The sequence below is a fragment of the Clostridium manihotivorum genome, from assembly GCF_004015185.1.
Lineage (GTDB): Bacteria > Bacillota > Clostridia > Clostridiales > Clostridiaceae > Clostridium_AR > Clostridium_AR manihotivorum.
The window spans coordinates 2,297,258-2,323,733 of record NZ_CP025746.1 but is presented as its reverse complement, the minus strand read 5'-3'; the positions used below and the strand labels follow the sequence as shown (position 1 = coordinate 2,323,733).

21 protein-coding genes are annotated in these 26,476 nt (G+C 30.8%); 5 read left to right on the top strand and 16 right to left on the bottom strand.

All coding sequences use genetic code 11. From position 1 onward, the window contains the following. Nucleotides 1-2 precede the first annotated feature (2 nt). Together mraZ and ychF are read right to left on the bottom strand one after the other, a co-directional pair. The gene (mraZ, locus tag C1I91_RS10355; RefSeq protein ID WP_128212815.1) at nucleotides 3-431 is read right to left on the bottom strand and encodes a division/cell wall cluster transcriptional repressor MraZ; all 429 of its coding nucleotides are present in this window, start codon (nucleotides 429-431) and stop codon (nucleotides 3-5) included. 517 nt (nucleotides 432-948) lie between these two features. Further along, entirely contained in the window at nucleotides 949-2,046 is a 1,098-nt protein-coding gene (gene ychF, locus C1I91_RS10350) for a redox-regulated ATPase YchF (protein ID WP_128212814.1), read from the bottom strand. A 243-nt stretch (nucleotides 2,047-2,289) separates the two neighbouring features. Between ychF and pdaA the strand changes: the two genes are divergently transcribed. The 4 genes from pdaA to C1I91_RS10330 all read left to right on the top strand — a co-directional run bounded on the left by pdaA (nucleotide 2,290) and on the right by C1I91_RS10330 (nucleotide 6,311). Beyond that, complete coding sequence (pdaA, locus tag C1I91_RS10345) at nucleotides 2,290-3,108, top strand: delta-lactam-biosynthetic de-N-acetylase (RefSeq protein ID WP_128212813.1); 819 nt, start codon at nucleotides 2,290-2,292, stop codon at nucleotides 3,106-3,108. A 515-nt stretch (nucleotides 3,109-3,623) separates the two neighbouring features. Further along, a complete protein-coding gene (locus tag C1I91_RS10340; RefSeq protein WP_128212812.1) occupies nucleotides 3,624-4,736 on the top strand; it encodes a glycosyltransferase family 4 protein in 1,113 nt (370 codons plus the stop codon). 9 nt (nucleotides 4,737-4,745) lie between these two features. Beyond that, nucleotides 4,746-5,663 (top strand): glycosyltransferase family 2 protein, encoded by a 918-nt coding sequence (locus C1I91_RS10335; RefSeq protein WP_128212811.1) that lies wholly within the window; start codon nucleotides 4,746-4,748, stop codon nucleotides 5,661-5,663. A 12-nt stretch (nucleotides 5,664-5,675) separates the two neighbouring features. Beyond that, the gene (locus C1I91_RS10330; protein ID WP_128212810.1) at nucleotides 5,676-6,311 is read left to right on the top strand and encodes a cyclodeaminase/cyclohydrolase family protein; all 636 of its coding nucleotides are present in this window, start codon (nucleotides 5,676-5,678) and stop codon (nucleotides 6,309-6,311) included. A 145-nt stretch (nucleotides 6,312-6,456) separates the two neighbouring features. Here the strand turns inward: C1I91_RS10330 and C1I91_RS10325 are convergent, their stop codons facing one another. The 10 genes from C1I91_RS10325 to C1I91_RS10280 form a co-directional block, all read right to left on the bottom strand. Then, nucleotides 6,457-7,194 (bottom strand): WecB/TagA/CpsF family glycosyltransferase, encoded by a 738-nt coding sequence (locus C1I91_RS10325; protein ID WP_128212809.1) that lies wholly within the window; start codon nucleotides 7,192-7,194, stop codon nucleotides 6,457-6,459. Nucleotide 7,195: 1 nt separating this feature from the next. After that, nucleotides 7,196-8,326 carry a glycosyltransferase family 4 protein gene (locus C1I91_RS10320; protein WP_128212808.1) on the bottom strand — a complete coding sequence of 377 codons (1,131 nt, stop codon included), beginning with the start codon at nucleotides 8,324-8,326 and terminating at the stop codon, nucleotides 7,196-7,198. 295 nt (nucleotides 8,327-8,621) lie between these two features. Continuing rightward, complete coding sequence (locus tag C1I91_RS10315) at nucleotides 8,622-9,839, bottom strand: O-antigen ligase family protein (protein ID WP_128212807.1); 1,218 nt, start codon at nucleotides 9,837-9,839, stop codon at nucleotides 8,622-8,624. A gap of 90 nt (nucleotides 9,840-9,929) precedes the next feature. After that, entirely contained in the window at nucleotides 9,930-11,324 is a 1,395-nt protein-coding gene (locus tag C1I91_RS10310; protein ID WP_128212806.1) for a sugar transferase, read from the bottom strand. 507 nt (nucleotides 11,325-11,831) lie between these two features. Then, nucleotides 11,832-12,599 carry a tyrosine-protein phosphatase gene (locus tag C1I91_RS10305; protein WP_128212805.1) on the bottom strand — a complete coding sequence of 256 codons (768 nt, stop codon included), beginning with the start codon at nucleotides 12,597-12,599 and terminating at the stop codon, nucleotides 11,832-11,834. A gap of 8 nt (nucleotides 12,600-12,607) precedes the next feature. Then, nucleotides 12,608-13,288: a CpsD/CapB family tyrosine-protein kinase gene (locus tag C1I91_RS10300; RefSeq protein WP_128212804.1), complete on the bottom strand. Its 681-nt coding sequence runs from the start codon at nucleotides 13,286-13,288 to the stop codon at nucleotides 12,608-12,610. A 12-nt stretch (nucleotides 13,289-13,300) separates the two neighbouring features. Further along, nucleotides 13,301-13,963, bottom strand: coding sequence for a YveK family protein (locus C1I91_RS10295; protein ID WP_128212803.1), 663 nt, complete (start codon nucleotides 13,961-13,963; stop codon nucleotides 13,301-13,303). 3 nt (nucleotides 13,964-13,966) lie between these two features. Beyond that, complete coding sequence (locus C1I91_RS10290) at nucleotides 13,967-15,055, bottom strand: tetratricopeptide repeat protein (protein WP_128212802.1); 1,089 nt, start codon at nucleotides 15,053-15,055, stop codon at nucleotides 13,967-13,969. A 451-nt stretch (nucleotides 15,056-15,506) separates the two neighbouring features. Further along, nucleotides 15,507-17,237: a phospho-sugar mutase gene (locus tag C1I91_RS10285; protein ID WP_128212801.1), complete on the bottom strand. Its 1,731-nt coding sequence runs from the start codon at nucleotides 17,235-17,237 to the stop codon at nucleotides 15,507-15,509. A gap of 310 nt (nucleotides 17,238-17,547) precedes the next feature. After that, on the bottom strand, nucleotides 17,548-18,132 hold the full coding sequence (locus tag C1I91_RS10280; RefSeq protein ID WP_128212800.1) for a 50S ribosomal protein L25: 585 nt from the start codon (nucleotides 18,130-18,132) through the stop codon (nucleotides 17,548-17,550). A gap of 147 nt (nucleotides 18,133-18,279) precedes the next feature. Between C1I91_RS10280 and C1I91_RS10275 the strand changes: the two genes are divergently transcribed. Next, nucleotides 18,280-19,743 carry an aminotransferase class I/II-fold pyridoxal phosphate-dependent enzyme gene (locus tag C1I91_RS10275; protein WP_128212799.1) on the top strand — a complete coding sequence of 488 codons (1,464 nt, stop codon included), beginning with the start codon at nucleotides 18,280-18,282 and terminating at the stop codon, nucleotides 19,741-19,743. 252 nt (nucleotides 19,744-19,995) lie between these two features. Here the strand turns inward: C1I91_RS10275 and C1I91_RS10270 are convergent, their stop codons facing one another. The 4 genes from C1I91_RS10270 to C1I91_RS10255 all read right to left on the bottom strand — a co-directional run bounded on the left by C1I91_RS10270 (nucleotide 19,996) and on the right by C1I91_RS10255 (nucleotide 26,350). Then, nucleotides 19,996-20,442: a 2-thiouracil desulfurase family protein gene (locus C1I91_RS10270; RefSeq protein ID WP_128212798.1), complete on the bottom strand. Its 447-nt coding sequence runs from the start codon at nucleotides 20,440-20,442 to the stop codon at nucleotides 19,996-19,998. A 10-nt stretch (nucleotides 20,443-20,452) separates the two neighbouring features. Continuing rightward, entirely contained in the window at nucleotides 20,453-22,810 is a 2,358-nt protein-coding gene (locus tag C1I91_RS10265; RefSeq protein WP_128212797.1) for an endonuclease MutS2, read from the bottom strand. Nucleotides 22,811-22,822: 12 nt separating this feature from the next. Then, nucleotides 22,823-25,183, bottom strand: coding sequence for a U32 family peptidase (locus tag C1I91_RS10260; protein ID WP_128212796.1), 2,361 nt, complete (start codon nucleotides 25,181-25,183; stop codon nucleotides 22,823-22,825). A 435-nt stretch (nucleotides 25,184-25,618) separates the two neighbouring features. Next, the gene (locus C1I91_RS10255; RefSeq protein WP_164880492.1) at nucleotides 25,619-26,350 is read right to left on the bottom strand and encodes a cell division protein ZapA; all 732 of its coding nucleotides are present in this window, start codon (nucleotides 26,348-26,350) and stop codon (nucleotides 25,619-25,621) included. Between the last annotated feature and the right edge of the window lie 126 nt (nucleotides 26,351-26,476).

Here is a 26,476-nt window from a genome sequence, read left to right as displayed (position 1 = left end):
CCTTATATTCCTAAGTCACTCATCTTTTCTGCTATAGCATCGAAATCTATATCAGAGTTGTTGTAGTCTACCCATTTTTCTTTGCCCCAAATTTCTATTCTAGTTAATACCCCAATACTTACTATTTCCTTATTTATACCTGCGTATTCAATAAGATTTTGAGGAATAACACCTCTTCCTTGTTTGTCAGTCTCAATTTCAGTTGCACCTGAGAAGAAGAAACGTACGAAGGCTCTAGCATCTTTATTAGTAAGTGGAAGGCTTTTAAGCTTTTCCTCTAACATTTTCCACTCACTCAATGGATAAACGTATAAGCATCCATCTAGTCCTTTAGTCATGATGAACTTACTACCTAGTTCTTCTCTAAATTTAGAGGGCATGATTATTCTGTTTTTACTATCTAATCCATGCTGATATTCTCCAATAAACATTAAACACCTCAAAACTAGGTATAGATGTGGAAAGTTACACCACTTACCACCACTTTTCACCACTTTAACTTTAATATTCTATGTAAATTCGAAAATCCCTCTTTTTTTATATATTTTTTAATATTTTTCAAAATAATATTAATGTTTCCCAATATATTAAATACTTATTTTGGATTGTTATTCATTTTTAGTTAAATATTCAAGTTTTAAAGCTGCTTTTGTGTATTTGCTTTCTACAATCCCCATAACAGAAAACTACTAGATTTATCTGCAGTAAAAAAGTCGCTAAAGCGACCTTCAGTGACTTTCTATTCTCATCTGCCTTTTTGAACCCATGTAAAAAAATTCTGGCAGGAGACATATTTTTTGCTGCTTACCCTAACTAGACTTTTCAAATTCTTAATATCGTTAGATCTCTCTAATAAAAGATTTATATAACTGCTCTAGACAGTAAAAAAAGCCTAGGTCATTTCAAACCTAAGCTTTTAAAGATGTACTAGCTCAATACATTATATAATTAAACATTAAATCTAAATAAGATTACATCTCCATCTTTAACTATATATTCTTTGCCTTCTAGCCTGTAAAGTCCTTTTTCCTTAGCAGCTGCTTCTGAACCACAGTTAACTAAATCATCATAAGCTATAACTTCAGCTCTAATAAATCCTCTCTCAATATCTGAGTGAATCTTACCAGCTGCTTGAGGAGCCTTCATCCCTCTAGTTATAGTCCATGCCCTAACTTCTTGCTGTCCAGCAGTTAAGAAACTAATAAGTCCTAATAGTCTATAGCTTACATTTATTAATTTATCTAAACCAGCTTGATCAAGTCCGTATTCTTCTAAAAGCTCTTTCTTTTCATCATCTTCTAATGATGAAAGCTCTTCTTCAAGCTTAGCGCATATAACAACTACCTCAGCATTTTCTTCTGCTGCATGCTTCTTAACTATTTCAACATATTTGTTGTTAAGATTTCCTTCCATCATATCATCTTCTGATATATTACCAACATATAGTACTGGCTTTGAAGTTATTAAGAATAATGATTTTACAAACTCGTCTTCGTCTTCAGTGACTTCTAATGTTCTTACTGGCTTACTCTGCTCTAAATGAGCCTTTAACCTCTCCATTAGTGCATATTCTTCCTTAGCTTTTTTATCTCCAGATCTAACAAGCTTCATTGTCTTTTCCATTCTTCTTTCAAGAATTTCTAGATCAGAGAATATAAGCTCTAGGTTTATAGTTTCAATATCTCTTATAGGATCAACAGAACCTTCAACATGTACAACATTGTCATCATCAAAACATCTTACAACATGACAAATTGCAGCAACTTCTCTTATATGAGACAAGAACTTATTTCCAAGCCCCTCACCTTTACTTGCACCTCTTACTAATCCTGCAATATCATAAAACTCAACTGAAGTAAATACCTTCTTCTTTGAGTTATACATTTCTTCTAATACATCCAATCTTTTATCTGGAACACTAACCACACCTACATTAGGTTCTATTGTACAGAATGGATAATTAGCTGATTCAGCTCCTGCTTTAGTAATAGCATTAAACAAAGTACTCTTTCCTACGTTTGGCAATCCAACAATACCTAATTTCATTTATGTACATCCTTTCTAACTTTAATACCTCATAATAGTTCTAAATCTTTTAAATGTAAATTTATTTTTATCTAATTCTGAAGTTTCAAAATAATACACCTTTAATCTAGCTTTCATAATACCCATAAAATTATACCTTAGTGCAAGCAACATTTCAATAAGTTATATTATGTGGAATTTAACCCTCTATAAAACCAGTATTTCAATAGATTTTATGAAAAAAATATAATGGAGGTGATTTAGATGCAACTTTCATTTTTAAAAAGCACTTTAATAAGTTTATCGCTGGTTACATCAATGGCTACATCTAATTTAAATTTTGATCTTAAAAAATTTGATTTTTTCAAGTTTAACAGTAGTTCGGAGCAATCTTTAAGCAATAAGGAATATAGCTGGTATTATTTGTACAACAAGGGCGAAGCACCAGATCCACCAAAAGAAACAAAGGATTTTGTATTTAATTATAACTGTCATTATCTTGGAGACACATCAAAGAAAGTCTTATATCTTACCTTTGATGAAGGTTATGAGAATGGTAATACAGGAAAAATATTGGATATATTAAAAGATAATAAGGTTCCAGCTGCCTTCTTCTTAGTTAAGCCTTATATTCTTCAAAATCCTGATTTAGTTAAAAGAATGGAGTCAGAAGGGCACCTTGTATGTAATCATTCTTCACATCACCCTTCCATGGCAAAGGTTACTGATCCGGAAAAATTTAAAAAGGAATTTACAGATGTTGAAGAAGAATATACAAAGATTACAGGTAAGGAAATGCCTAAATTTTTTAGACCCCCAATGGGAAGATATAGTGAAGCGTCTCTGTCAAAAACTAAAGAGTTAGGCTATAAGACAATATTTTGGAGTTTTGCTTACAAGGATTGGATTGTAGATAATCAACCTGATGCTATTTCCGCCAAAAAGAGAATAATGGAGAGAACAAGTAACGGTTGCGTAGTATTGCTTCATGCAGTTTCAGATACAAACACAAAAATCCTTGATGACCTGTTAAAGGAATGGAAGGCACAAGGTTATGAATTTAAATCTTTAGACGAACTATAGATATACCAGTTCAAAGGGAAATATATGAATCAGTGAAGGTACAATTAAATAGTTAAAATGGCTTTTAGTACTTTCCAAGACTATTGAACCGGAATATCTACTCCTCTGACCAAATATACTATTTCAATCCTTAGACTCAAAATGAAGCTTTCGATGAACCTAGTCAGCTTCATTTTAATAGATTTCATCTTGAAGTAGTGTGTCTATAAAGTAAATATCTATAAAACCATGCTAATTAGATAATATTAGTTTTATCTAATTTAGCATGGTTTTTAAATTTGGCCATGTTTAATATTATTCTTAGCATTATATGACTTTCAAGAAGATGATACTTGAATAAGATATAAGAAATTTTTAGTGTTCTCAATAAATTATCATATGAATAACCATTTTTAGACACAGTTATTTAATAGATCCTTGATTTTTAATGTAACTAAATAAGGTTTTAATTATTTATTATATATATTATAATGGTAAATAAATTAATTATTTTGTGTACAAGAAGGTGAAGTTTTTTGAAATATTGCGTTTTATTTCCTCAAGCTAAAAACGTACATCTTATTAAAGATGTTGGTATGATAGCTTATAAGCTTCATAAGCTTTATTCCTGTGAAAGCTATGTAGCATGCTATAATAATGATAAATATGATTATATAGATGGACATTTAAAAGGTCTAAAACTAGACTTTATTGATAAAAAACGTAACAACGATATTATTGATGGTTCTATATACTTAAAGAAAAATGCTAAAAGCATAGATGTGCTTCAACTATTTCACGTAACCATAAGATCAGTAATATATGCAATAATGTATAAGCATTATAATAAAAAAGGAAAAATATTTCTCAAATTAGACTGTACAGAGGAATTACTAAATAAAATAAAGAATCTTAATTTTGCTGGAAAATTATTATTTGACTATTTCTTTAAAAAGGTTGATTTAATAGGAGTGGAGCAAAAGAGACTCTTTAATGAAATAAGATCTCTTTTACCTAGATTTGAAAATAAATTCATATATATACCTAATGGTATTGATTATGACTTAATTCACCTAGATGATCTTACCTATGAAAGCAAGGAGAATTATATTCTTCATGTTGGAAGACTTGGTGCTGAAGAAAAAAATAGTGAGATGATTGTAGATGCCTTTATTAAACTATACAAAGAAGATAATTCTATCCCCTGGACTTTAGTTCTTGCAGGAGATAGTACACCTGAATTCAATGGGTTTATAAAAAATTATACCGATCAATATCCCGGTTTAGATGAAAAAATAATGCTTCTTGGACAATTATCTGATAGAGAAGAACTATTTAAAATGTATAGTAAGTCAAAAATCTTCTGTTTAACTTCACACTTTGAAAGCTTTGGCATAGTTTTAATAGAAGCTGCTGCTGCCGGAAACATAATAGTCTCTACTGATGTTGGAATAGCTAAGGAACTTACCGAACAAGGAGGTTCCATTGTTTCTGATTCTGACGTAGACGATTTAGCTTCAAAATTATTAAGCTTCATAAACGATAACAACTCAAAGAACCTTTGTAAACATAATATTGACTTTGTAAAAGAAAATTATGATTGGGATAAAATAGTAATGAGATTATACAAAGAAATTACTAGCTATTAAGGAGAATATATGATTAATGAACCACTAGTATTTATAGTAATATTAAATTTTAATTCCTATACGGAAACTTTAAGATGTCTAGAAAGCGTTTTAGATAATGATTACTCTAACTACCAAGTTGTTGTAGTTGATAATAATTCTACTGATGCTTCCAAGGAAATATTGGATAATCATTCAGATAAGTTCAAACTGCTAACCAATAGTACAAATCTTGGCTACGCTAATGGGAACAACGTAGGAATAAAATATGCTTTAGAAAATAATGCTGATTATGTCTGTATTTTAAATAACGATGTAGAGGTTGAGAAGAATTTTTTATCCGAACTTATAAACTACATGAATGTAAATGAAAATGTAGGTATAGCGGGGCCATGCATATGTGATTTTCAAGAAAGAGATAACGTACAATCCATGGGCGCAAACATTAACTTATTTACCGGTCTAGCTCAAGCAAAAGGGAAAAATACTTCTTACACTTCTATTAAAGAAGATTCACTATCTGTAGATTATTTAGGTGGTGCATGTTTTGTTGCTAGAAAAGAAGTTTTTAAAAAAATAGGTTTAATACCAGAAATGTATTTTCTCTTCTTTGAAGAAACTGAATTTTGCTTAAAAGCAAAAAAAGCCGGTTACAAACTTATATGTTTAAATAGCAGCAGAGTTTATCATAAACAATCTGCTACCATATCAAAATATAAAGGTTTAAGCTATTTCTTTTTAAACAGAAATAGAATCGTATTTATGAGAAGAAACGCAAAACTGTATCATAAGGTAATATTCTCTTTTTATATAATAATAGAAACCTTTGCAAGAAAAGTTTTAAAAAATGAACCTTTATCCTTATTTAGGGTATATCTTGATGGTCTAAAAGCTGATGTTAATAATATTAATATGAACCAAGTAAACTCTTTTTTTAAGAAAAGTTAAGGAGGACAAAAGATGGATTTTAAAGATAAAACTATAATAGATTTTGTGAATGAATTAAGTTCTAATAGCCCAGTACCAGGAGGTGGGGGTGCTGCTGCTCTTGTAGGCTCTTTATCTGCTGCATTAAGCAATATGGTGTTTAACCTTAGCATAAATAAAAAGGCTTTCACAACCTTGAAGGATAATGAACAAAGATCCGTTATTGATGCCTTAGATGTTTGCGAGCGAAAGGCTAAGGAATTTCTTGACTTTATCGATAAAGATGGAGAAGCATTTTCAACACTGATGAAAGCTTATAAAATGCCTAAGGACAGTGAGGAAGCTTTGAAGGTAAGAGAAAAAACGATTCAAGAAGGCTTAAAGAGCGCAATGCAAGTTCCACTAGATCTTTTAAAAAACTTAGTTGCCATGATGTCTTATATAGATATAGCAGCCACCTACGGCAATGCCAACGTAATATCAGATGCTGGCGTATCTGCAATACTAGCCTATGCTGCTATCGAAAGTTCAGTGTTGAATGTAATGGTAAATCTAAACTTTATTAATGAAATAAATAAAGATGAAGTTATAAAAACTTGTACTGATTTACTAGATAAATCCGAAAAACTAAAAAAAGAAATAATGCTAAAAGTTTATAATAAAATTTAGTTATAGATAAAGTAATCTAAAAGAATATAAATTTTAGAACTTAAGATGATACACCCATATGCTCTTAAACTCTAAATAAAAAAAAACATGCAAGAGAACCCTCTTTCTTTTGCATGTTTTTCTATGTATAATTCATACTACCTATTTATATATTTTCTACACTTTTAAGTATACCTATCTTATTAAGAATTACTATTAGTATGAACTTAGGTATCTTTCCTAGTCGCTTTATTCGAAAAGGCTCTTTCCATACTCTATAAAGCCACTCAAGCCCCAGCTTCAACATAATATTAGGTGCCCTTTTAAGCTTTCCTGCAAAAATATCGAAGCTACCCCCTACAGGCATATATACCTTACATGGCAACTCCTCCATATACTTCAGTATAAAGTCTTCCTGTTTTGGTGATCCTAATGCTACAAATAGCATATCCGCCTCTAATTTCTTTATTTCATCTACTATTTCATTAACATCCTCATTTTTAAAATACCCATCTCTAAAACCGCAAATATTTATAGTTGGATACTTATTCTTAATATTTTCACTGCACTTACCTATAATATCTTTCGAAGCACCTAAAAGATACACTTTAAATCCCTCTTTGGCCGATATACGTAAGAGTTCATCCATTACCTCTATTCCAGCAATCTTTTCTCTAACCGGTTGTCCAATTAGCTTTGCTGAAACCACAGTACCTACTCCATCTGGAATGATAACAAACTCATTACTATTAAACTTATCATAAAATTTCTTATCTTTCATTCCGTTTAAAAGCACTTCTGGATTTCCTGATATAACACATACCTTATCCTTACCAAGTACATATTGAACAAGCTTATCCTTGTTTAAATTAAAAATCTTATATCCAAGTATATTACTAAACACTTTATCTACTCTCCATTGTTATATTGTAAACTTTTAATACATCTCTTATAAATAGGTCTACAGTAAAGTTTTCCTTATAATAATTATAACCTTTTTTACCTATTTTATTAAGTATATCTTTATGTTCAAAAATATATTTCAATTTATTATATAACTGCTCAGAACTTTCTGGGGCAACGATAAATCCATTCTTGCAATCTTCAATCATATCTGTCAAAGCACCAACTCTGGTACATAGTACTGGTTTAGAAAGAGTCATGGCTTCTAAAATAACATATGGCATGCCTTCTTTTACTGATGGTAGCACAAATAAATCCATACAGTTTATCAAATCATAGTTGTCTTTTCTATATCCCAAGAACTTCATATTAGTATAACCTTTAGCTCTCTTTACCATATCATTCTTAGTAGTTCCTTCGCCTACAAAAATACAACTAAAGCTATATCCTTCATCAGTTAATTTAAGTAATGCATCTATCAAAAACTTATGACCTTTTGTTTCATAAAAATTTGCCAAAACTCCTAAGACAAAGGTATTTTCAATACCTAATTGTTTCTTTAATTCTTCTCTATTATTTAAAGATGCTCTATCGATTTCATGCACAGCATTTGGTATATAGTATATATTTTTTTTATTTCCAAATCCATAATCTAAGGCACAGTTATAATCCTTTTTAGATACCGCAATAAGTTTGTTTCCAAATAAGGATCCTATTTTTTCAATTATTATATATAATCTTTTCTTAATTTTACTCATAGGTTCATTGAAAACAAAACCATGAGCTGTATATACCACAATTTTTACGCCTGCCAATCTTGCAGCAATTCTTCCTACAAGCCCTGCCTTTGAACTATGGCAGTGTACTATATCGTATTTCTCCTTTTTAAATATCTTCATAAGCTTTATAATAGCTTTAAAATCATTTAATAAAGATATTTCTCTCTTCAATAATTCTATTCTTTTAAAATCTATATTTAACTGTTCTAATTCCTTATCAAGCCCTTGGCCTTCTCCTGCATATACTGTAACACAATTATCAAGTTTCTTCAATTCATCGCTTAAGATTAGAAGATGCTTTTGAGCTCCCCCCATCTCTGCCTGAGTTATTATCTGAGCTATTTTATAAGACATCTCTTCACACTCCTAAAAGCATTTTCTAATTTAATATATACTCCTCTGAACAAACATAATACTTCAATCCTTAAACTCAAAACAAATCTTTCCATGAATCTATGAAGATTTATTTTGATAGATTTCAGATGGAAGTTATGCATCTTTAAATGTACCACTTGGTAATAAAGCTTACATTTTCAAATTATCATCTCACACCCCAGAAGAGCTTTGAAAATAGATTTCCAATCGAAGTGGTTCATCTTTAATTATGTTTTAAAGGTACTAAAAAACTATCATTGCTTATCCGTATTTCTTATATTTCTGACTCCCTATATGAGAATAACATTGCTACCATGATCCAAAAGAAAGTTGAAACCTTAGGTACAAATAAAATATTATCAAAACAGTTCATAAACAAAAATGGAATTAATCCAACTAAAAATCCTTCAATAAAATAGGATGTCAAAGTTTGTGATTTGTTTTTCATGAAATGAGCAGCTTCTCTAAGAATAAATATAATTATCAGCCAGAAGCTTAGTTCCCCAACAATCCCCAATTCGCTTGCTATTTTTAAATAGGAGTTATGGCTAGGAAAAACATCTACACCTTGCTCTTTAAACTGTGGATAAAGCTTAGTATACTTAGGATACTTTACTATAAAATTACCATTTCCCACTCCAAAGTATGGTTGCTCCTTTATCATTTTTATAGCCGAATTCCATATTCTTATTCTTGATTCATTTTGATTACTGTCAGTAATCTGCTTTATCCTACTAATACTGCTTGGAATAGCTAATATTATCCCTGCAACTGGAATCAGAATAAGCAACAGCCTTTTTCCAAAGAGTAATAGTAACAGTACCAATCCAATTGCAAATCCCATCATAGCACTTCTAGACATAGACATAATTAAATTTATAAAGCACATTACACTGGTGACTATAGATAATACTTTAAATACAACGCTCTTATTTTCTGCTCTAGTGATTGATATTAAAGGAAAAAGCATTAAAACCTGAAACGCTCCTAAAGTATTGGGATTATCTAAAGTAGATTGTACTCTAGGCCTTACCGAAGAAAATATATGTGTTTCTGCTCCTATACCTGTGAAGTACTGTACTATACCTAATATAGAAACTGTGAATGATATAAATAAAATAGTAAATATAATTTTTTCTCTTTCTCTTTTATTAAACCCCCTATCAATCATAAACATAATTATGATATAAGTAAAAAATCTCATACTCTCTTTTAAAGCTATGGATTTATCCTCAGCATAAATTGTAGATAATAACATCAACAGTAGGAAAACAACCATTAGTATGTATACTTTCTTACTAAAAAAACTAATTATATCTAGTTTTAACTTTATAAAGTTTTTGTCTTTAATAAAAAGATAGATATATAAAATAAATACTATAAGTAGGATCATTTGAACTGCATTATTATAATTATTTCCTCTTATTCCAAAAGGAATCAAAGGGATTAAAAAAATATATATACAAAATACTATACTTATTAATTTTTTCATAATACCTCTCTCCCTAAAATAATTAGGAGACTAAAAAGTCTCCTAAATTAAACCTAACTAAAGTACTTTCGTTAGTATCTTATACATTAATTAATCTTCCATTTTATCTATTGTTATTTCAGCATTTGTATTTTTTATAAGCTTATTTAATGGCAAATCATCCTTCAGACCTTGTGAACTTTCTCTCACGAACATAATCTTTATAGTTTGAAGTATTAACTTTAAATCTAAAAGTATTGAATAATTCTTAATATATAGTATATCGTATATTGCTTTATCTTCCGGTGTTGTTGAGTATTTACCTAATACTTGTGCCAGTCCTGTAAGCCCGGCCTTAACAATTGTTCTATACTTGTAATCTGGTATTTCATTTTTAAATTGCTCTACAAAAAACGGCCTTTCAGGTCTAGGTCCCACAACACTCATATCTCCAAATAATATGTTTAAAAATTGAGGTAGTTCATCTATTCTAGTGGCTCTTAAAATCCTACCAATCTTTGTTATCCTCGGATCTGACTCACCAGCAAGTACAGGTCCAGTGAGCTTTTCGGCATTCATTACCATGGTCCTAAATTTCAGTACAAAAAACTTTTTTTCATTGATTGTAACTCTTTCTTGCTTGTAGAATATCTCTCCACCATCTGATAATTTTATAGCTATTATAACGAATATCATTATTGGACTTGTCAAAATTAAACCAATCAAAGAAACTATTATATCCAGCATTCTCTTAAATATCCTAGCTTCAAGAGTAAGCCCAAGTTTTTTCACCTTGAACATAGGAATGTCATCTGCCCTATTTAGCTTTGAGTTTAGTATTGCAATCTCATATATTCCAGGAATTATATATACACTCTTCCTGCTTGTAAGACAGCTATCAACAATTTTCTGCTTTACATTTAACTCTACGTCATTGCATATAAAAACTACATCTACATTAGCAACATATTGATCTAAACTCTTACTTTTACTTCCACATATATATTTTATGTTGTATAAATCTCTCTGCTTCATAAGGATTTTCTTAGTTAGATACTCTAGTGAACCTTCCCCAACAATGAGACATTCCTTTACCCCATGAAGTATTCTGCTTATGCTCCAAATAACCACTCTCCAAATAGATAAAATTACAAACTGTACAATAGTACTAATAACAAGAACCATTCTAGGATATGCAAATCCTCTTGCAAAGAATGTTATTCCCGCAGTAGTTATAAACAAGGCTACCACTGTGATGCCAATTGAATATATAGTTTCACCTATTCCCTTTTTTAATAAATCACCAAGGCCGAATACATACATATATATCAAATAAGCTAAAACTATAAATGGAATTATATTAAAAAATGGAGTAATATTATATTCTGGCGGATCTGACTTAAACTGTATTAAAAAAGATAAATATACTGAAAAAACTACTAGTACTGCATCTACAAAATAAGTTGCAAATTTAAAAAGTTCTGTTCCCATATTTTTTCTTTTCATAATATACCTCTAAATCATTTTAAACTCTTACTAATTTTACACTTATTACAATTTAAAGTCAAATTTTATGCAAAAAAATTTCCAAATATAACCTTTGTCCTACTTTTGTCATCAAATAACCCGCGTTAGACAGACATTTTTCGACTTGCATATTGTAATAAGTTTCCATCTTTACAATAAATAGATAAGAGCTTTCTCATTATATTTCATAAAATTCACGCTTTCATGATCAATTATCGGAAAAAGCAAAGCATATTTCAATTATATTTTTGCTATACATATGACTCTTAAAATTATAAAAAGTCGCTGAAGCGATCTTATTCAGTGAGCATTTTTACACATCTGACTTTCTGAATATGCTTTTACAAAATATAGCAGGTGATATAATTTTATTTTTTTACTGTTTCCCCTAAACATCTGTTCTAATCTCTTGAAATCACTAGGTTTAGCTAACAAATACCTTTACAATTTTTTAACAGTAAAAAAAGAAGTAATTAGAATTTCTAATTACTTCTTCTTAAATAATCTTGATAGAAGGCCTTGCTTCTTAGGCTCTCTAATAGACAATGGATTTACTTCTTCACCATTCAAAATATTAAGCTCGTTACTTTCAATCCATTTATATAACTCTATATTGACTTCCTTTATTACTTCATAAGCCTTATCAATATAAGTATTTCTTTTTTCATTGTTGTGGCCATCACTACCAACTATGTGAACTAAGTTTCTAGCCACCAGCTGTTCTGCCACATCTTTTATAGTGTTACCATATGCTCCTGTTAAGCTACCTGCATTTACCTGAGCTAAGTTTCCTTGTTCTACAAGGTTCTTTAATAACTCTATGTTGTTAGCAATTTTAAAATTTCTCTCAGGATGAGCAAGTATTGGAGTAACTCCCTTTAACCTAAGTTCATAAAACACATCCTCAGTATAAAGGGGAAACTCTCTCATCGGAAGCTCTATCAGCATATATTTTTTATCATTTATGCACCAAATTAAACCATCACTATAAAGATCAACGAGATTAGGTGTTATATATACTTCTAATCCTTTAATAACCTTTATGCCTTCTTGTTTTCCAAAGTCACTAACTTCTGAGAAAATGTTATCATAATTATTTTTTTCTTGCTCAAACTCCCCAGGAATATAATGAGAAGTGGCGCAAATATGAGTTACTCCTTGACTTATAGAATTTCTTATCATATCTTTTGTAATCTCAAAAGACTGAGAGCCGTCATCTACACTTGGTATTATATGACTGTGAAAATCTATCATAATTTCACCTACTCTTTATCGTAGTATCCATAATATTTACTATAGTAATACTCATTCGCCTTAGATGGTACCATGTTTAACACAACCCCGATTAATTTAGATCCAACTTTGTCCAACATTTCTTTAGACTTAATAATCGCCTTCTTCTCAGTTTTTCCGTAAGAAGCAACAAGAAGAGTACCGTCTGCATTTACAGAAAGTATTTGAGCATCAGTCACAGCTAAAACTGGCGGTGCATCTATTAATACAACATCGAATATTTCTTTAAACTCGTTTAAATACTTAGTCATCGCCTTACTACCCAATAACTCCGATGGATTAGGAGGAAGAGTGCCACAGGTAAGTATGTACAGATTTTTTATTTCAGTACTCTTTAGACATTCTTCAATTTTATTTTCTCCAATTATTATATTGGCTAATCCTTTCGAATTAGGAATTCCAAATTTTTTATGAACTGTTGGTCTTCTAAAGTCACAATCTATCAAAAGAACCTTCTTACCAGCTTGAGCCATTGATGAGGCTAAATTAGATATTACTGTACTTTTTCCTTCAGAAGGACTCGAAGATGTTATTACAATAACGCGCATTTTTTCATCTAACGATGAATATTGTATGTTTGTTCTTAAAGTTCTAAAAGCTTCAGCACCTCTAGATTTATTACTAACTAAAGAAATTAAGTTTTTATCCATTTTAAGCCTCCATTATTCTTCTATAATAGGAATTACTCCTATTACAGGAACTTCAAGTAGTCTTGATAATTCTTCTTCATCCTTAACGGTGTTATCAAGGTATTCAATTAGGAAAACAAGTCCCACAGATAACATTAGTCCTACAAACAATGCTACAGCAATATTTAACAGTGGTCTAGGACTATCTGGACTAGTTGGAGCAACGGCCTCATCAACTAACTTAACATTATCTCTATTATATATCTCCATAGATTCTTTTTTTAGTGATTTAGCGATTTGATTAGCAATCTTTGCTACTTCATTCTTATTCTTTGACTTTACAGTTATAGTTAAAAACTCTGTATCTCCTTTAGGCGTAACAGAAGTCATTTTTATAAGTTCTTCAGGTGTCATATCTAAGTCTAGTTCTTTTATGACATCATTTGCTACAACTTTAGTCTGCACAAATATACTGTAGGTCTTAACCATCTTCTGATACATCATCACATCATTATAGTTTTCTTTTGTCTGATCTGCTTTATCATTTTGACCTATTATTACTGATATATCAGCTTTATATACTGGCTTTATTACAAAATAACTTACTACTGCTGTCAACAATGTACAGCTCAATGTTATTAGTATAACTAACAATAGTCTTTTTCTTATAATGTTGAAATATTCTCTTAATTCCATTACTTATCCCCCTATTATATTATTTAATTGTTTTACAATTTCATCATCAGCATTTAATTTATTTGCTATATCAAGATGAAGCCTTGCTTCTTCAAGCTTACCTATATTGTAGTAACACATTATCAAATTTGTACAAACTTCAACGTCCTTTGTAGCTTCAAAGGCCTTTCTAAAATACATTATAGCACTTTCAAAATCCCCAATTGCTGCATAATTAATACCCAACTCATTTACAGTTTCTACTATAGAACTATCTATTCTTAAACTTTCATTAAGATAGTAAATAGCTTTCTCGTAATTTTCAATTTTTCTATATGATAAACCTACATAATAATATATAAGTGCGTTATCCTCAAACTTATCTACTAAAGGAAGAAGCTTTTTCAAGGCTTCCAAAGGATTTTCATCAATCTCTTCCTTACCTTTTTCATAGTTAGCTATATCAGAAACTTCATCAAGCAAATCGTCAACATCTGAAGTTCTAGCTCCCCCTAGTCTAATATATTCATTTAGGCACATAAAAGCCTTTGAGTACTCACCTTCTGCTTTAAGTAAAACTGCCTCGAACATATAAGGCATAGCACTCTTAGGATATTTGTATTTGTAAAAAGAAATATCCTCTAAGAGAACACTTTTAAAGTCTTTATTAGCTGATCTTATTATTTCTCCAATGCCGACAAGTCTTTCAAAAAATTCCTCTTTTCCATATACTCTACACAGTCCTCTTAAAAGTACATAGCCATCATTATAATTTTCTTCTTTTACTTTGTTCGCTACTATTCCTTTAATACACTCTTCGGAATCATTTATAGAAACTATAATTTTTATATAGTCCTCGTTATATTTAAAGTCCTCATCTGCACCTATAGCATAAAACATACCTTCAATAAATTGATATATAGGTATTTCTTTAAGTTCCTTATTATTTTTCACTTTATCAGCCAAAAACTCCATGCTGATTGGCATAAACAATTCTTTGCTTGCAAGTTTTATTCCATTATAACTAATCTTTCTCAAAAAGGCATCGATATCTTTTATTTCAAGGAATAATAGTTTTGATAGCTTATCCTTAAAAAGTGAATTATAGTCCATAATATTCACCCCTATTTATAAATCTTTTGTTTTTAATATTGAATTAAAAATCACTCAAATCAATTACTAAGAGCATGTAATTTAAATATGTATAGATTACCACTTCATAACTTTCAACTATATTCCCATCTTTTACTGCCATAATTACATAATGCCAATGAAAATATATACAAAGCTGAAGTGGTATCTTTGTAAAGAGTTCCTATAACGAAACTTAATTTATAATTGTCAAAAATCACAAGTTCTATGGATTTTCGGTAATATACAAATTAATAGTTAAGTTAGGAACTCAATAGATATAATCGTTAATTAACTAATTACTATTATAAATTTATAAAATACATCTTTATAAGAACCAATTCATAATAATACTTTTTTGTTCACTAAGGACATCCCCCTGTATAACATAAAAATATTTACCTACTAGAACTGGTCCATCTATAATGATTTCTTAATTCAATTTGTCATTAATAATCTGCATCACATCATCAGTATACTTTTTAATCTTATTTTCTGCATCCTCTAAACTGCTACCAACAATGGATAAGTATACCTTCATTTTAGGTTCTGTACCAGAAGGTCTTACTACAAACCATGAATCATCTTCTAAAATATATTTAAGAACATTTGATTTAGGTAGGTTTATAGTGCTCACAGCATCTTTTTCCACATCTGTTTCTTCACTCTTTTTGTAATCAAATCTCTTAACAATTTTAATTCCATTAACGCTTGAAATTGGGTTGTTTCTCATATTATCTATGCAACTTGCTATTTTTTCTTGACCTTCTTTTCCTTTAAGTTCAATTGACACCAAGTTTTCTCTGTAGAAGCCATATTGATTATATATATCAATCAATCCATCGTAGAGAGTTTTCCCCTTAGACTTATAGTATAATGTCATTTCAGCTATTAACATAGATGCAATTACAGCATCCTTATCTCTTACGAATTCTCCTGCTAGATATCCGTAGCTTTCTTCAAAGCCAAAAAGGTACTTATGACTACCTGATTCCTCAAATTCTCTAATCTTTTCACCAATATATTTAAAGCCAGTTAAAACATCTATAAGTTCTACCTTATACTCTGCTGTCATTTTTCTTACTGCTTCAGTAGTAACAATTGTCTTTATAATTGCGCCCTTTTCAGGAAGTTTATTAGTATCTTTAAGTGAGTTTAAAACATAATGAGTTAATAACATTCCAGTTTGATTTCCAGTTAAAACTCTATATTCACCTTCATTATCTTTAACCACTACACCTATTCTATCACAATCAGGATCCGTACCAAATATTATATCTGGTTGCACTTCTTTTGCTAGATCTAAAGCTAACTTAAATACTGCTGGTTCTTCTGGATTAGGATAAGAAGCTGTTGGGAAGTTTCCATCTGGCTTTTCTTGTTCCTTTACTACATGAACATTATTATATCCTAATTCCTTTAAAACTCTTCTTACAGGCATATTTCCTGAACCATGTATAGGAGTATATATTATTTTTAAATCCTTTGCAGCGGATTCAACTAATTCTTTTCTGATTGTTAATTCTTTTACTCTATCAATATATGTTTTATCAACATCTTCTCCTATATATTGAAGTAAGCCTTTCTCCAAAGCCTCAGCTTCAGTTAATGACTTAACATTAGCGTAATCCTCTATAGCATTTACATAACCAATTATCTTCTTTGCAGGTTCATCAGTAACTTGTCCACCATCATCACCATAAACCTTATATCCGTTATATTGCTTAGGATTATGAGAAGCTGTTATTACTATTCCACCTTTACAATTAAGCTTTCTAACAGTATATGATAACATTGGTGTAGGTCTTAAATCTTCAAAAAGATATACCTTTATATCATTAGCACACAATGTTAAAGCCGCAGCTTTAGCAAATTCTCTTGACATATTTCTTGAGTCATATGCTATTGCAACTGACTTTTCGTCTTTATATGCTTCATTTATATAATCTGCTAGGCCCTGAGTTGCTTTCCCTACTGTGTATATATTCATTCTGTTAGTTCCTGCCCCTATAACACCTCTTAATCCACCAGTACCAAACTCTAATTCTTTGTAAAATCTATCTTCTATTTCCTTTTCGTCAGTTATATTTTTCAATTCATCTTTTATTTCATCGTTAATAGTAGGCGACTGCAACCATTGATTGTATTTTTCTAGATAAGTCATTGATATCCCTCCTTATAATTTAACATTAAATATTATACAACAAAAATAATACAATTGGAACTTTTATATGTAAATTTATGAAATTCTGTGCATTTATATATATAAGTGCACTTATTTCACATTAATACTCATTAAAATCCTATTATCATCTACATCCAAAATTTATTATTATATTCATAGTAAAATTTTTAATTTTATCAAATTGTGCAAATTTACGATAACAATACTTATATTTTTACTTATGTAAATACAAGTATTCTTGTAATTTCATATTGGTAAAAAAGAAACCCTATGTTATCATAGGGCTAATTTATTCTTTTCTTTCCTCAGGTTCTACAGCCTCTTGTATTTTATGTTCATAACTAACAGATCCAAGTACTGTATTTAAGTCATCAATTATAGATATCTCTTTACCTACCTCTATATCGCTTACTTTGTAAGTACTTCCTATTGAAGACTGAGAAACATCTAGTTCCAAATACTTTGGCAAATTACCTGGAGTACAGCTAACCCTTATGTTCGATTTCTCCTTTTGAATTATAGCACCATATGAATTAAGTATTCCTTCACCTTTGAAATGTAGTGGTACTGTAGTTATAATTTTTTGATTTTTATCTATAGTTTCTAGATCTAAATGTATAATTTTATGAGTTACTGGATCTCTTTGAAGCTCTTTAATCAGCACAGTCTTTTTTTGTTCATTTAAATCAATATCTATTACTCCATGCTCACCATGTTCAGTAATAACATGATTTAATTCTAGCTCACCAATTTCAAACATAAAGTTCTGCATACCTTTTCCGTAAACTATGCCTGGAACCTTTCCAGATCTTCTTACTTTACCCGCAGTCTTGCCTATTTTGTTATCTCTACTATTTAATTTAATATTTTCCACTTTAATCCCTCCTGCCCTATATTATTGTCATAATAAATAAATCTTATTCATATTAATTTTTTTATTGCATTACAGTTACTCATAACATATAATTATATTGTTTTTCATAAGAGATATTTATTTGTTGAAAGAAGGTGCGGTATCAAAGTGTACAGATTTGACCAAAATGAAACTCCTTTGTTTGATGCCCTAATGGAATATGTAGATAGAGATACAATTCCATTTCACGTTCCCGGTCATAAGAAAGGCGTAGGAATAGATGAGGAATTCAAAAACTTTATAGGTGAAAACCCATTTAAGATAGACGTAACGGTGTTTAAATTAGTCGATAGTCTACATCATCCAACAGGACCAATAAAAAAAGCACAGGAACTTGCTGCTGATGCATACGGTTCAGATGCTTCTTTTTTCTCGATCCACGGAACTTCTGGCGCAATTCAAGCTATGATTATGTCAGTTGTAAACCAAGGCGATAAGATAATTATTCCTAGAAATGTTCACAAATCAATCACCGCTGGGATAATCCTTAGTGGAGCAATTCCTGTATTTATGCAACCAGAGCTTGATAAGCAATTAGGAATAGCTCATGGTGTTACCCCTGAAACAGTAAAAAAGGTTTTGGAAGAAAATAAAGATGCTAAGGCTGTGTTAATAATAAACCCAACTTATTATGGTGTTGCCACTGCTATCAAAGAAATCGCTGATATTGTTCATAGCTATGATATTCCTTTAATAGTAGATGAAGCCCATGGTCCTCATCTAGCTTTTAATGAAAAACTACCTATGTCTGCAATGGAAGCAGGTGCTGATATCTGTGCACAGAGCACTCATAAAATAATAGGCGCTTTAACCCAATGTTCTTTACTTCAAGTAAAAAGCAACTATATAGATCCAGCTAGAGTTCAGCAAGTTTTAAATCTACTTCAAACAACTTCACCATCATATATATTGATGGCAAGTTTAGATTGTGCTAGAAGACAAATTGCTTTAAATGGAGAAGAGCTTTTAGATAAAGCTATTGATTTAGCAACTTATGCTAGAAATGAAATAAATAAAATAGATGGTTTCTACTGCTTTGGTGAAGAGATTTTAGGAAGACCTGGAGTGGTAGCTTTAGATCCAACTAAAATCACAATAACTTGTAGAGACCTCGGGATAACAGGTTATGAATTAGATATGATATTATCCAATAAGTACCATATACAAATGGAGCTATCTGATTTATACAATGTTCTTGCAGTAGGATCTTTTGGGGACACAAAAGAGAGTATTGATAAATTAATTCAAGCTCTAAAAGAAGTCTCTGAAGAGTATTCTTCTAAAGGTAAAGTAAGACCAGACTTTTTAGATATTCCGTCTATACCTGAAAGTGTTCTGATTCCTAGAGATGCTTTTAACAGCAAAAAAGAATCAATACTTCTTAGAGATAGTATAGGAAAGATAAGTGGTGAATTTTTATTAGCTTATCCACCTGGAATTCCACTACTTTGTCCAGGTGAAATAATAACAGAAGAAATTATAGATTATGTTGAAGAACTAAAAGAAGTTGGTCTATACGTACAAGGTACAGAAGACTCAAAGGTTGAATATATTAAAGTCGTAGCTAAATAGACTTTATATAAAAAAATCACTGAAGCGATTTTCTTCAGTGATTTTTTTGCGCATCTGCCTTTTCTGAACGTATGTGAAGAAATTCTGGCAGGCGAATAAGTTTCATTTTTACTGTATATACTGACAATCTGTTCTATACCCTCTATAATTGTTAGTTTTAGCTAATAAAAATTTATGCTTTTCTTTACAGTAAAAAATCACTGAAGCGATTTTCTTCAGTGATTTTTTTTTTGCGCATCTGCCTTTTCTGATTTATATATAGTCTTCTTCACTGAGCACTTGAATTTTATTTGCCTTTAAAAGCTCAGCAGTTACCCCATTTCCTTCTTTGAGAGTTCCTGTAAAGGTACCATCGTAGATTTTCCCAGTGCCACAGGAAGGGCTTTTAGCTTTTAATATTGCCGTTTTTACGTTATTTTTTAATGCAATATCTAAAATTTTATTTGCTCCATTTATAAACTTTTCAGTAACATCAGTACCTTGGGCAGATAAAACTTTAGCTCTTCCTTCCAATACGTCAAATCCTGTACCATTTTGTATTTCCACAGGTTCTCTAGGAGTACTTAGCCCTGACATTTCTTCCGGGCAAACAAGTATTGCATTCCCTTCATCATAAAGCCTTTTTATTTTTTCATTGTAATTATTTCCGCCATTATACTTACAGTTGCATCCACATAAGCATGCACTTATCAATATCATACTTAGCCTCCTACTTAAGTTGAACTACTGTTACTCCATTTCCACCCTCTCCATATTCTCCCAATCTGTAAGACTTAACATGAGGATGATTCTTAAGCATATCATTTATACTTTTTCTCAGTATTCCTGTGCCCTTACCATGGATTAAAGATACCTCTCCAAGTCCTCCAAGATATGCTTCATCTAGATATTTATCAGCATTATAGCATGCCTCCTCAGCATCTAAGCCTCTAAGATCTACTGAGCTAGAAACAGACTTGGTGTTCAAGTTTACCTCTCTTCTGGTCTTTTGCTTTACTTCCTTGGTTTCTTTGGATTTTCTAAGATCCTTTAATTTAACATTGATTTTCATTATACCAGCTTCTACCTGTACATCACCTCTAGAATCCGGCATTGTAAGTATTACTACCTTTTGATTCAAAGAAGGTAAGAAAGCTTCCATTCCAGGCTTAACATTTTCTATAGTCTCACCATTATCCTTTTCAGCCTTATTTATTACACTTTCAGTTTTATCTAATTTATCTTTTAACTTACTTCTCTGCGCTTCTAGCTTTCTTCTTGCATCAGAGTCATATCCAAGCCTCTCAAGCTCTCTCATGTTCTTAAGTATTTGATCAGCCTCTTCTTTTGCTTCTCTAAGGATTTGTTTAGCTTCTCTTCTAGCTTCGCCGAAGGCATTTTCTCTTGTTTTTTCTAGATTCTCAAGCTTAACATCATACTTTTCTCTTAGTTTCCTAGCTTCAAGCTTAAGCATCTCAGCTTCTCTGGCATCCCTTTCAGCCTTCATGCTCTTTTCCTGAAGACTTTGTATCAAATCTTCAAATTGAAGAGATTCACTAGAGATAAGTTCTTTAGATTTTTCTATTACGTCATTGCCAAGTCCAAGCCTTCTAGAAATTTCAAAGGCATTAGATTTACCTGGTATACCTATTAAAAGCTTATAGGTTGGTCTCAAAGTTTCTACATCAAATTCCACCGAAGCATTTTCTACTCCCATAGTTCTTAAAGCATATCCTTTAAGCTCACTGTAATGGGTAGTGGCTACTATTTTACAGTTTCTATGTCTAAGGGTTTCTAGAATAGCCACTGCAAGTGCTGCACCTTCAGTTGGATCAGTTCCTGCTCCTAATTCATCAAATAGTATAAGAGATTCATTATCTGCTTCTTCCATTATGGAAACAATATTTGTCATATGAGAAGAAAATGTAGATAAACTTTGTTCTATACTTTGTTCATCACCTATATCTGCATAAATTTCTCTAAAAAAGCTTACAGCAGAATTTTCTCTAGCAGGTATTAAGATTCCGCTCATAGCCATTACATGCAAAAGCCCAATAGTCTTTAAAGTTACTGTTTTACCACCGGTATTAGGTCCTGTTATAACAAGGCTTGTAAATTCTCTTCCCAAGTAAATATCAGAAGATACAACCTTCTTAGGATCTATAAGCGGGTGTTTAGCTTGAACTAAATCCACTATTCCGTTGTCATTAACTGCAGGACAAATACCTTCAATGGAACTAGCATATTTAGCCTTTGCAAATATAAAATCTAATTCATTTAGTATGTTAGCATTATTTTTTACTGCTATAATTTCATCATAAACATAGCCTGATAATTGTTGAAGTATTCTCTCAATCTCAGCCTTTTCCTTAAGCATAAGTTCTTTAATTTCATTATTTATCTTTACTAAGCTCATTGGCTCTATAAATAAAGTGGCACCAGTGGAACTTTGATCATGGATAAGTCCTGGGACAGAACCCTTATGCTCAGACTTTACTGGAATTACATATCTATCTCCTCTCATGGTATAGAGGTTATCCTGTAAAAACTTTGAATTTTCTCTTATTATAGAGTTAACCTTGTCTCTAACTGAGGAATTCCTTTCTTTTAAAGCTCTTCTTATATTATAAAGAGTTTGACTAGCCTTATCTGATATTTCTTCTTCGCCTATTATAGCATTAAAGATAGAATCCTCCAGTTTTCTTATCGGAGTAAGCCCAGCGCATATATCTTCTAATATATTATAAGCTTCCTCTTCATCTTTTCTTTTTATGAAATCTATGAATCTTCTGGCACATCTAACCATGTTCCCTATTTTTAAAAGCTGCCCTGGATTTAATGTACCACCCTTTTCAGCTCTTGTAACTGCTTCCCTTACATCATACAACCCTTCAAAAGGAGGCGCTCCTTTTTTCATAAGAAGAAATAGTGCTTCCTTAGTTTCTTGAAGATGTTCCTTTACTTCATGAATATTGTCATATGGAACTAGTTCATCTATAGTATCTTTTGAAGCACCTGTAAGTGCATATCTTTTTATCTCTTCTTTTACCTTATTAAATTCTAGAACTCTTAACGCTTTATCGTTCATAAAATTTCTCCTTTATTCTACTCCTCTTTTATAATGTCCCTTAGTATACTTATTACTTTTATCATCTTTTTCTTCTTTATTAATAATTGATATTATACGACTAACCTCGTTATAATCTTCATCAATAAAATCAGCCCTAAAGCTTGTTATTCCAACTTGCTCCATTCTTTCTATCTCATCTATAAGGTTAATAGGCACGCTATTATATATATGAGATCTACAGAATCTATCAGTAGTCATGACAAATCTTTCTTTCATTCTATCTTCTAAAACAAAATCATCCTTGATACAGCTTTGATTACAGTTACTATTTGATGTCTTTTGTCCGAAGGTACTTCCTATTGGACAATACTCACTAACCATCATCTCCACTCTTCCATAAATCAAGGCTTGGTATGAAGCTTTTCTTCCTTTAGTTATAGAAGTCATCTCACCTTTATTTAGCTCAACACTTGTTGGAACTACATCCATAAATCCCTTATAGAATTCTGCTGCTTTGCTGTTAAACACATTAAGCTTATAATCTCCGATAATGCTAGTTTTTCTATTATATCTATATATAATTCCTGCATTAGCAGTTATAATTCCTTTTATTCTGTCAATATACTTATCAATGACACTACATACATAATTATATTCCTCTTTGATTATATTAGGAATTTTCAAATAAACCTTTGATAAATCTATATTTTTCAAATCCTCTTCTTTGAAGGAATTTAAGCTTTTGCCAAATACATCTATACCGTAGTTGTCACAATTATTATCAATCACAGCCTTTAACTGCTCTTTAGTTCTAACAATGTATAAGACTCCATTAAATTCTTTAGAAGTTCTACTGTTTTTATCAGCAATACCCAAATCATGAATATCCACTTTTCTCTTATGCTTACTAATTTCATTCTCCTCTATAGCTTCTATGATTTGTCTTCTTAATGAATTTATAGCTGATACAGGTACAAAACCCTCTTCGAACTCTAAAAACTTGATAGAATTTATCTTATATGGAGTCTCTCCGGACTTCATCATATTCTCTTCAACTTTCTCAACAGATAAAGGCTTCTTAACTGCAGCTTGAACTACTTCACCTTCAATCTCATAGAACTTTCCATTATAATCTAGACTAACCTTTAAAGGCTCTCCAACTTTAAAAATCATAAATGCTTCAAGCTCTATTTTATTTTCATAAGGATTCACATAAGATGGCTTGTAGTGTTCCATTAGAGCTACGTCTAAAGTCTTATATAATTTATCGTTATTTCTATACTTAGCAGGTAGAAGTTTAACTGCCATTCCCTTTGACGCCTTATCTAAACTATTCTTACCTTGAAGTATTTTACTAATAGTAAAACCTTCTTTTCCACTGCTTATACCATCTCCTAGCATAACATCCTTTTCAAGTAAAACCTCGCCTTTATTATTAACAGAACCAATATATACACCAGTATTCTTTGGATTTTTAAAAGCCATCATATCCTTGCCTTCATTTTTATATAGATAGGCTTTAGAAAAACCTTCTCTATTAAATAACTGCATAAGGGTATCTTTAGAATCTTTAACATTAAACCTAATGTTTTTATCTTCTATAGTATCTATCGCAGTCCTATAGGACTCTACAACTCCAGCAACATACTCAGGTCTTTTCATTCTGCCCTCTATCTTCAGAGAAGAAGTACCTGTATTGACAATTTGTTCCACATCCTCTATTGTACACATATCCTTTGGACTTAGTAAATAGCCTTCTTTTTTAATATCATCGCTCAGTCTTATAATATTGTATGGAAGCCTGCAGGATTGAGCACATCTTCCTCTATTGCCGCTTCTTCCTCCAATCATACTACTCATCAAGCACTGCCCTGAATAGCATACACATAAAGCTCCATGCACAAAAATCTCAGTTTCTATGTTAAGCTCTTTAGAGATGTATTCAATTTCTTTTAAAGATAACTCTCTAGAAAGTACAATTCTTTTGAATCCACTTTCTTTGAAGAAAAGCGCTCCATCTCCATTGTGCACAGTCATCTGAGTAGATCCATGAAGTTCGATATCTTTATATCTCTTTCTAGCTTCGTTAAACACACCTAAATCTTGTATTATAAGTCCATCTACACCTATCCTATATAAAAAATCTATATAATCTAAAGCTTCTTTTAACTCATTCTCTTTTATCAATGTATTTATAGTTATATAAACCTTAACACCATATAAATGTGCATAATCCAATACTTCTTCAAGCTGCACATCATCAAAATTAGAAGCATATGCTCTAGCTGAAAACTTACTTCCACCTAAATATACCGCATCTGCTCCTTTATTTATTGCAGCGTATAAACTCTCTTTGCTTCCTGCTGGTGCTAAAAGCTCTATATTATTCATTAGTCCATCTCTCCTATAGATATATACTCCATATGAAAACTAATATTTTATCTTTTTCATATTGATAATAATGAAATTTTTCTAAAATATCCGGCAAATTGGAGTAATATCATCTTAATATTATCTATGCTTTGTTGTAGGTCAATAAATATAATTTATATATCCTATAGGTATCCTTTACGAAAACTTAATTTATACTTGTTATAAAATTCCAGTTTCTAGGGATTGTGTTGCATGTATAAATTAATAGTTAAAGTTGGATACCTATATAGGGTTCCATTACGAAAACTTAAGTTAGAACCCTATAACCACCATTCTAAAACTTAATATCCGCTATTAAATCGATACTTTAAACATACTTTATATTATAACAGAAAAATAACTTACTTGTCATGCAAGTAAGTTTCCAAGTATAGTAAGTGTTATATAGTTAATCTATTTTTTATCTTTTAGAAAAGCCTCTTTCTTTTTCTTTTCAGTTGCCAATTGGAATTGGCTGTCTAAATACTTTTTCTCTAAATCCAAAACCTTATATTTAAGACTTTGTAACTCAAATTTTATTTCCTTATTAGTTTTCCTTAAGGAGTTATTCTCCTCTAGTAATTTCTTAGAGGCATCCTCAAGTTCTAGAATTTGCTCGGATAAATCCTCAGTATCTTTATTATTTTGCATACTCTCTATATTTCTAAGCTCTTCTTCCTTAGTATTTAAGGCTTGTAATAAGCTTTTATTTTCTTCTTCATATCTAATGTTTGCTATTTTCAAATCATCATTTTCTTCTTTTAAAGTAAAAGTTTGTTGTATTAAAACCTCTTTTTCTTCTTCTAAGCTTTCTATATCTTTTACTGATTTTAGTTCTTCTTCTTGCCTTAAATTAGCTTCTTCACATATTTTATTCATCTGTTCTTTTAATTCAGCATTCTCTTTTTGTATTTTTTCAAAGTTATCTAATAGATCATTAAAATCATTGTTAACCTTAAAAAGCTCATCTGATATATTTATAGCAGCGAGAACTGTAGCAGCTAAGGAGCTTAACTTAACATTTTTACCAAGAATCTCTTTTACCTTGTCATCAACATAATTTGCAATATAATTTAGATACTTTTCATCATCTTTTCCTTTTAGATTATATTCAATCCCATTTATCTTTACAGTTACGGAAGCCATTTTAACACCTCTTAGCATTCAATCTCTTAACTTTATGTTAACATATATACGCCTATGATTTCAAAGTTTTATTTGATAGTTTTAATAATATTTAAATTATTATTGTAGCTGCTAGCTAGCAAAAAA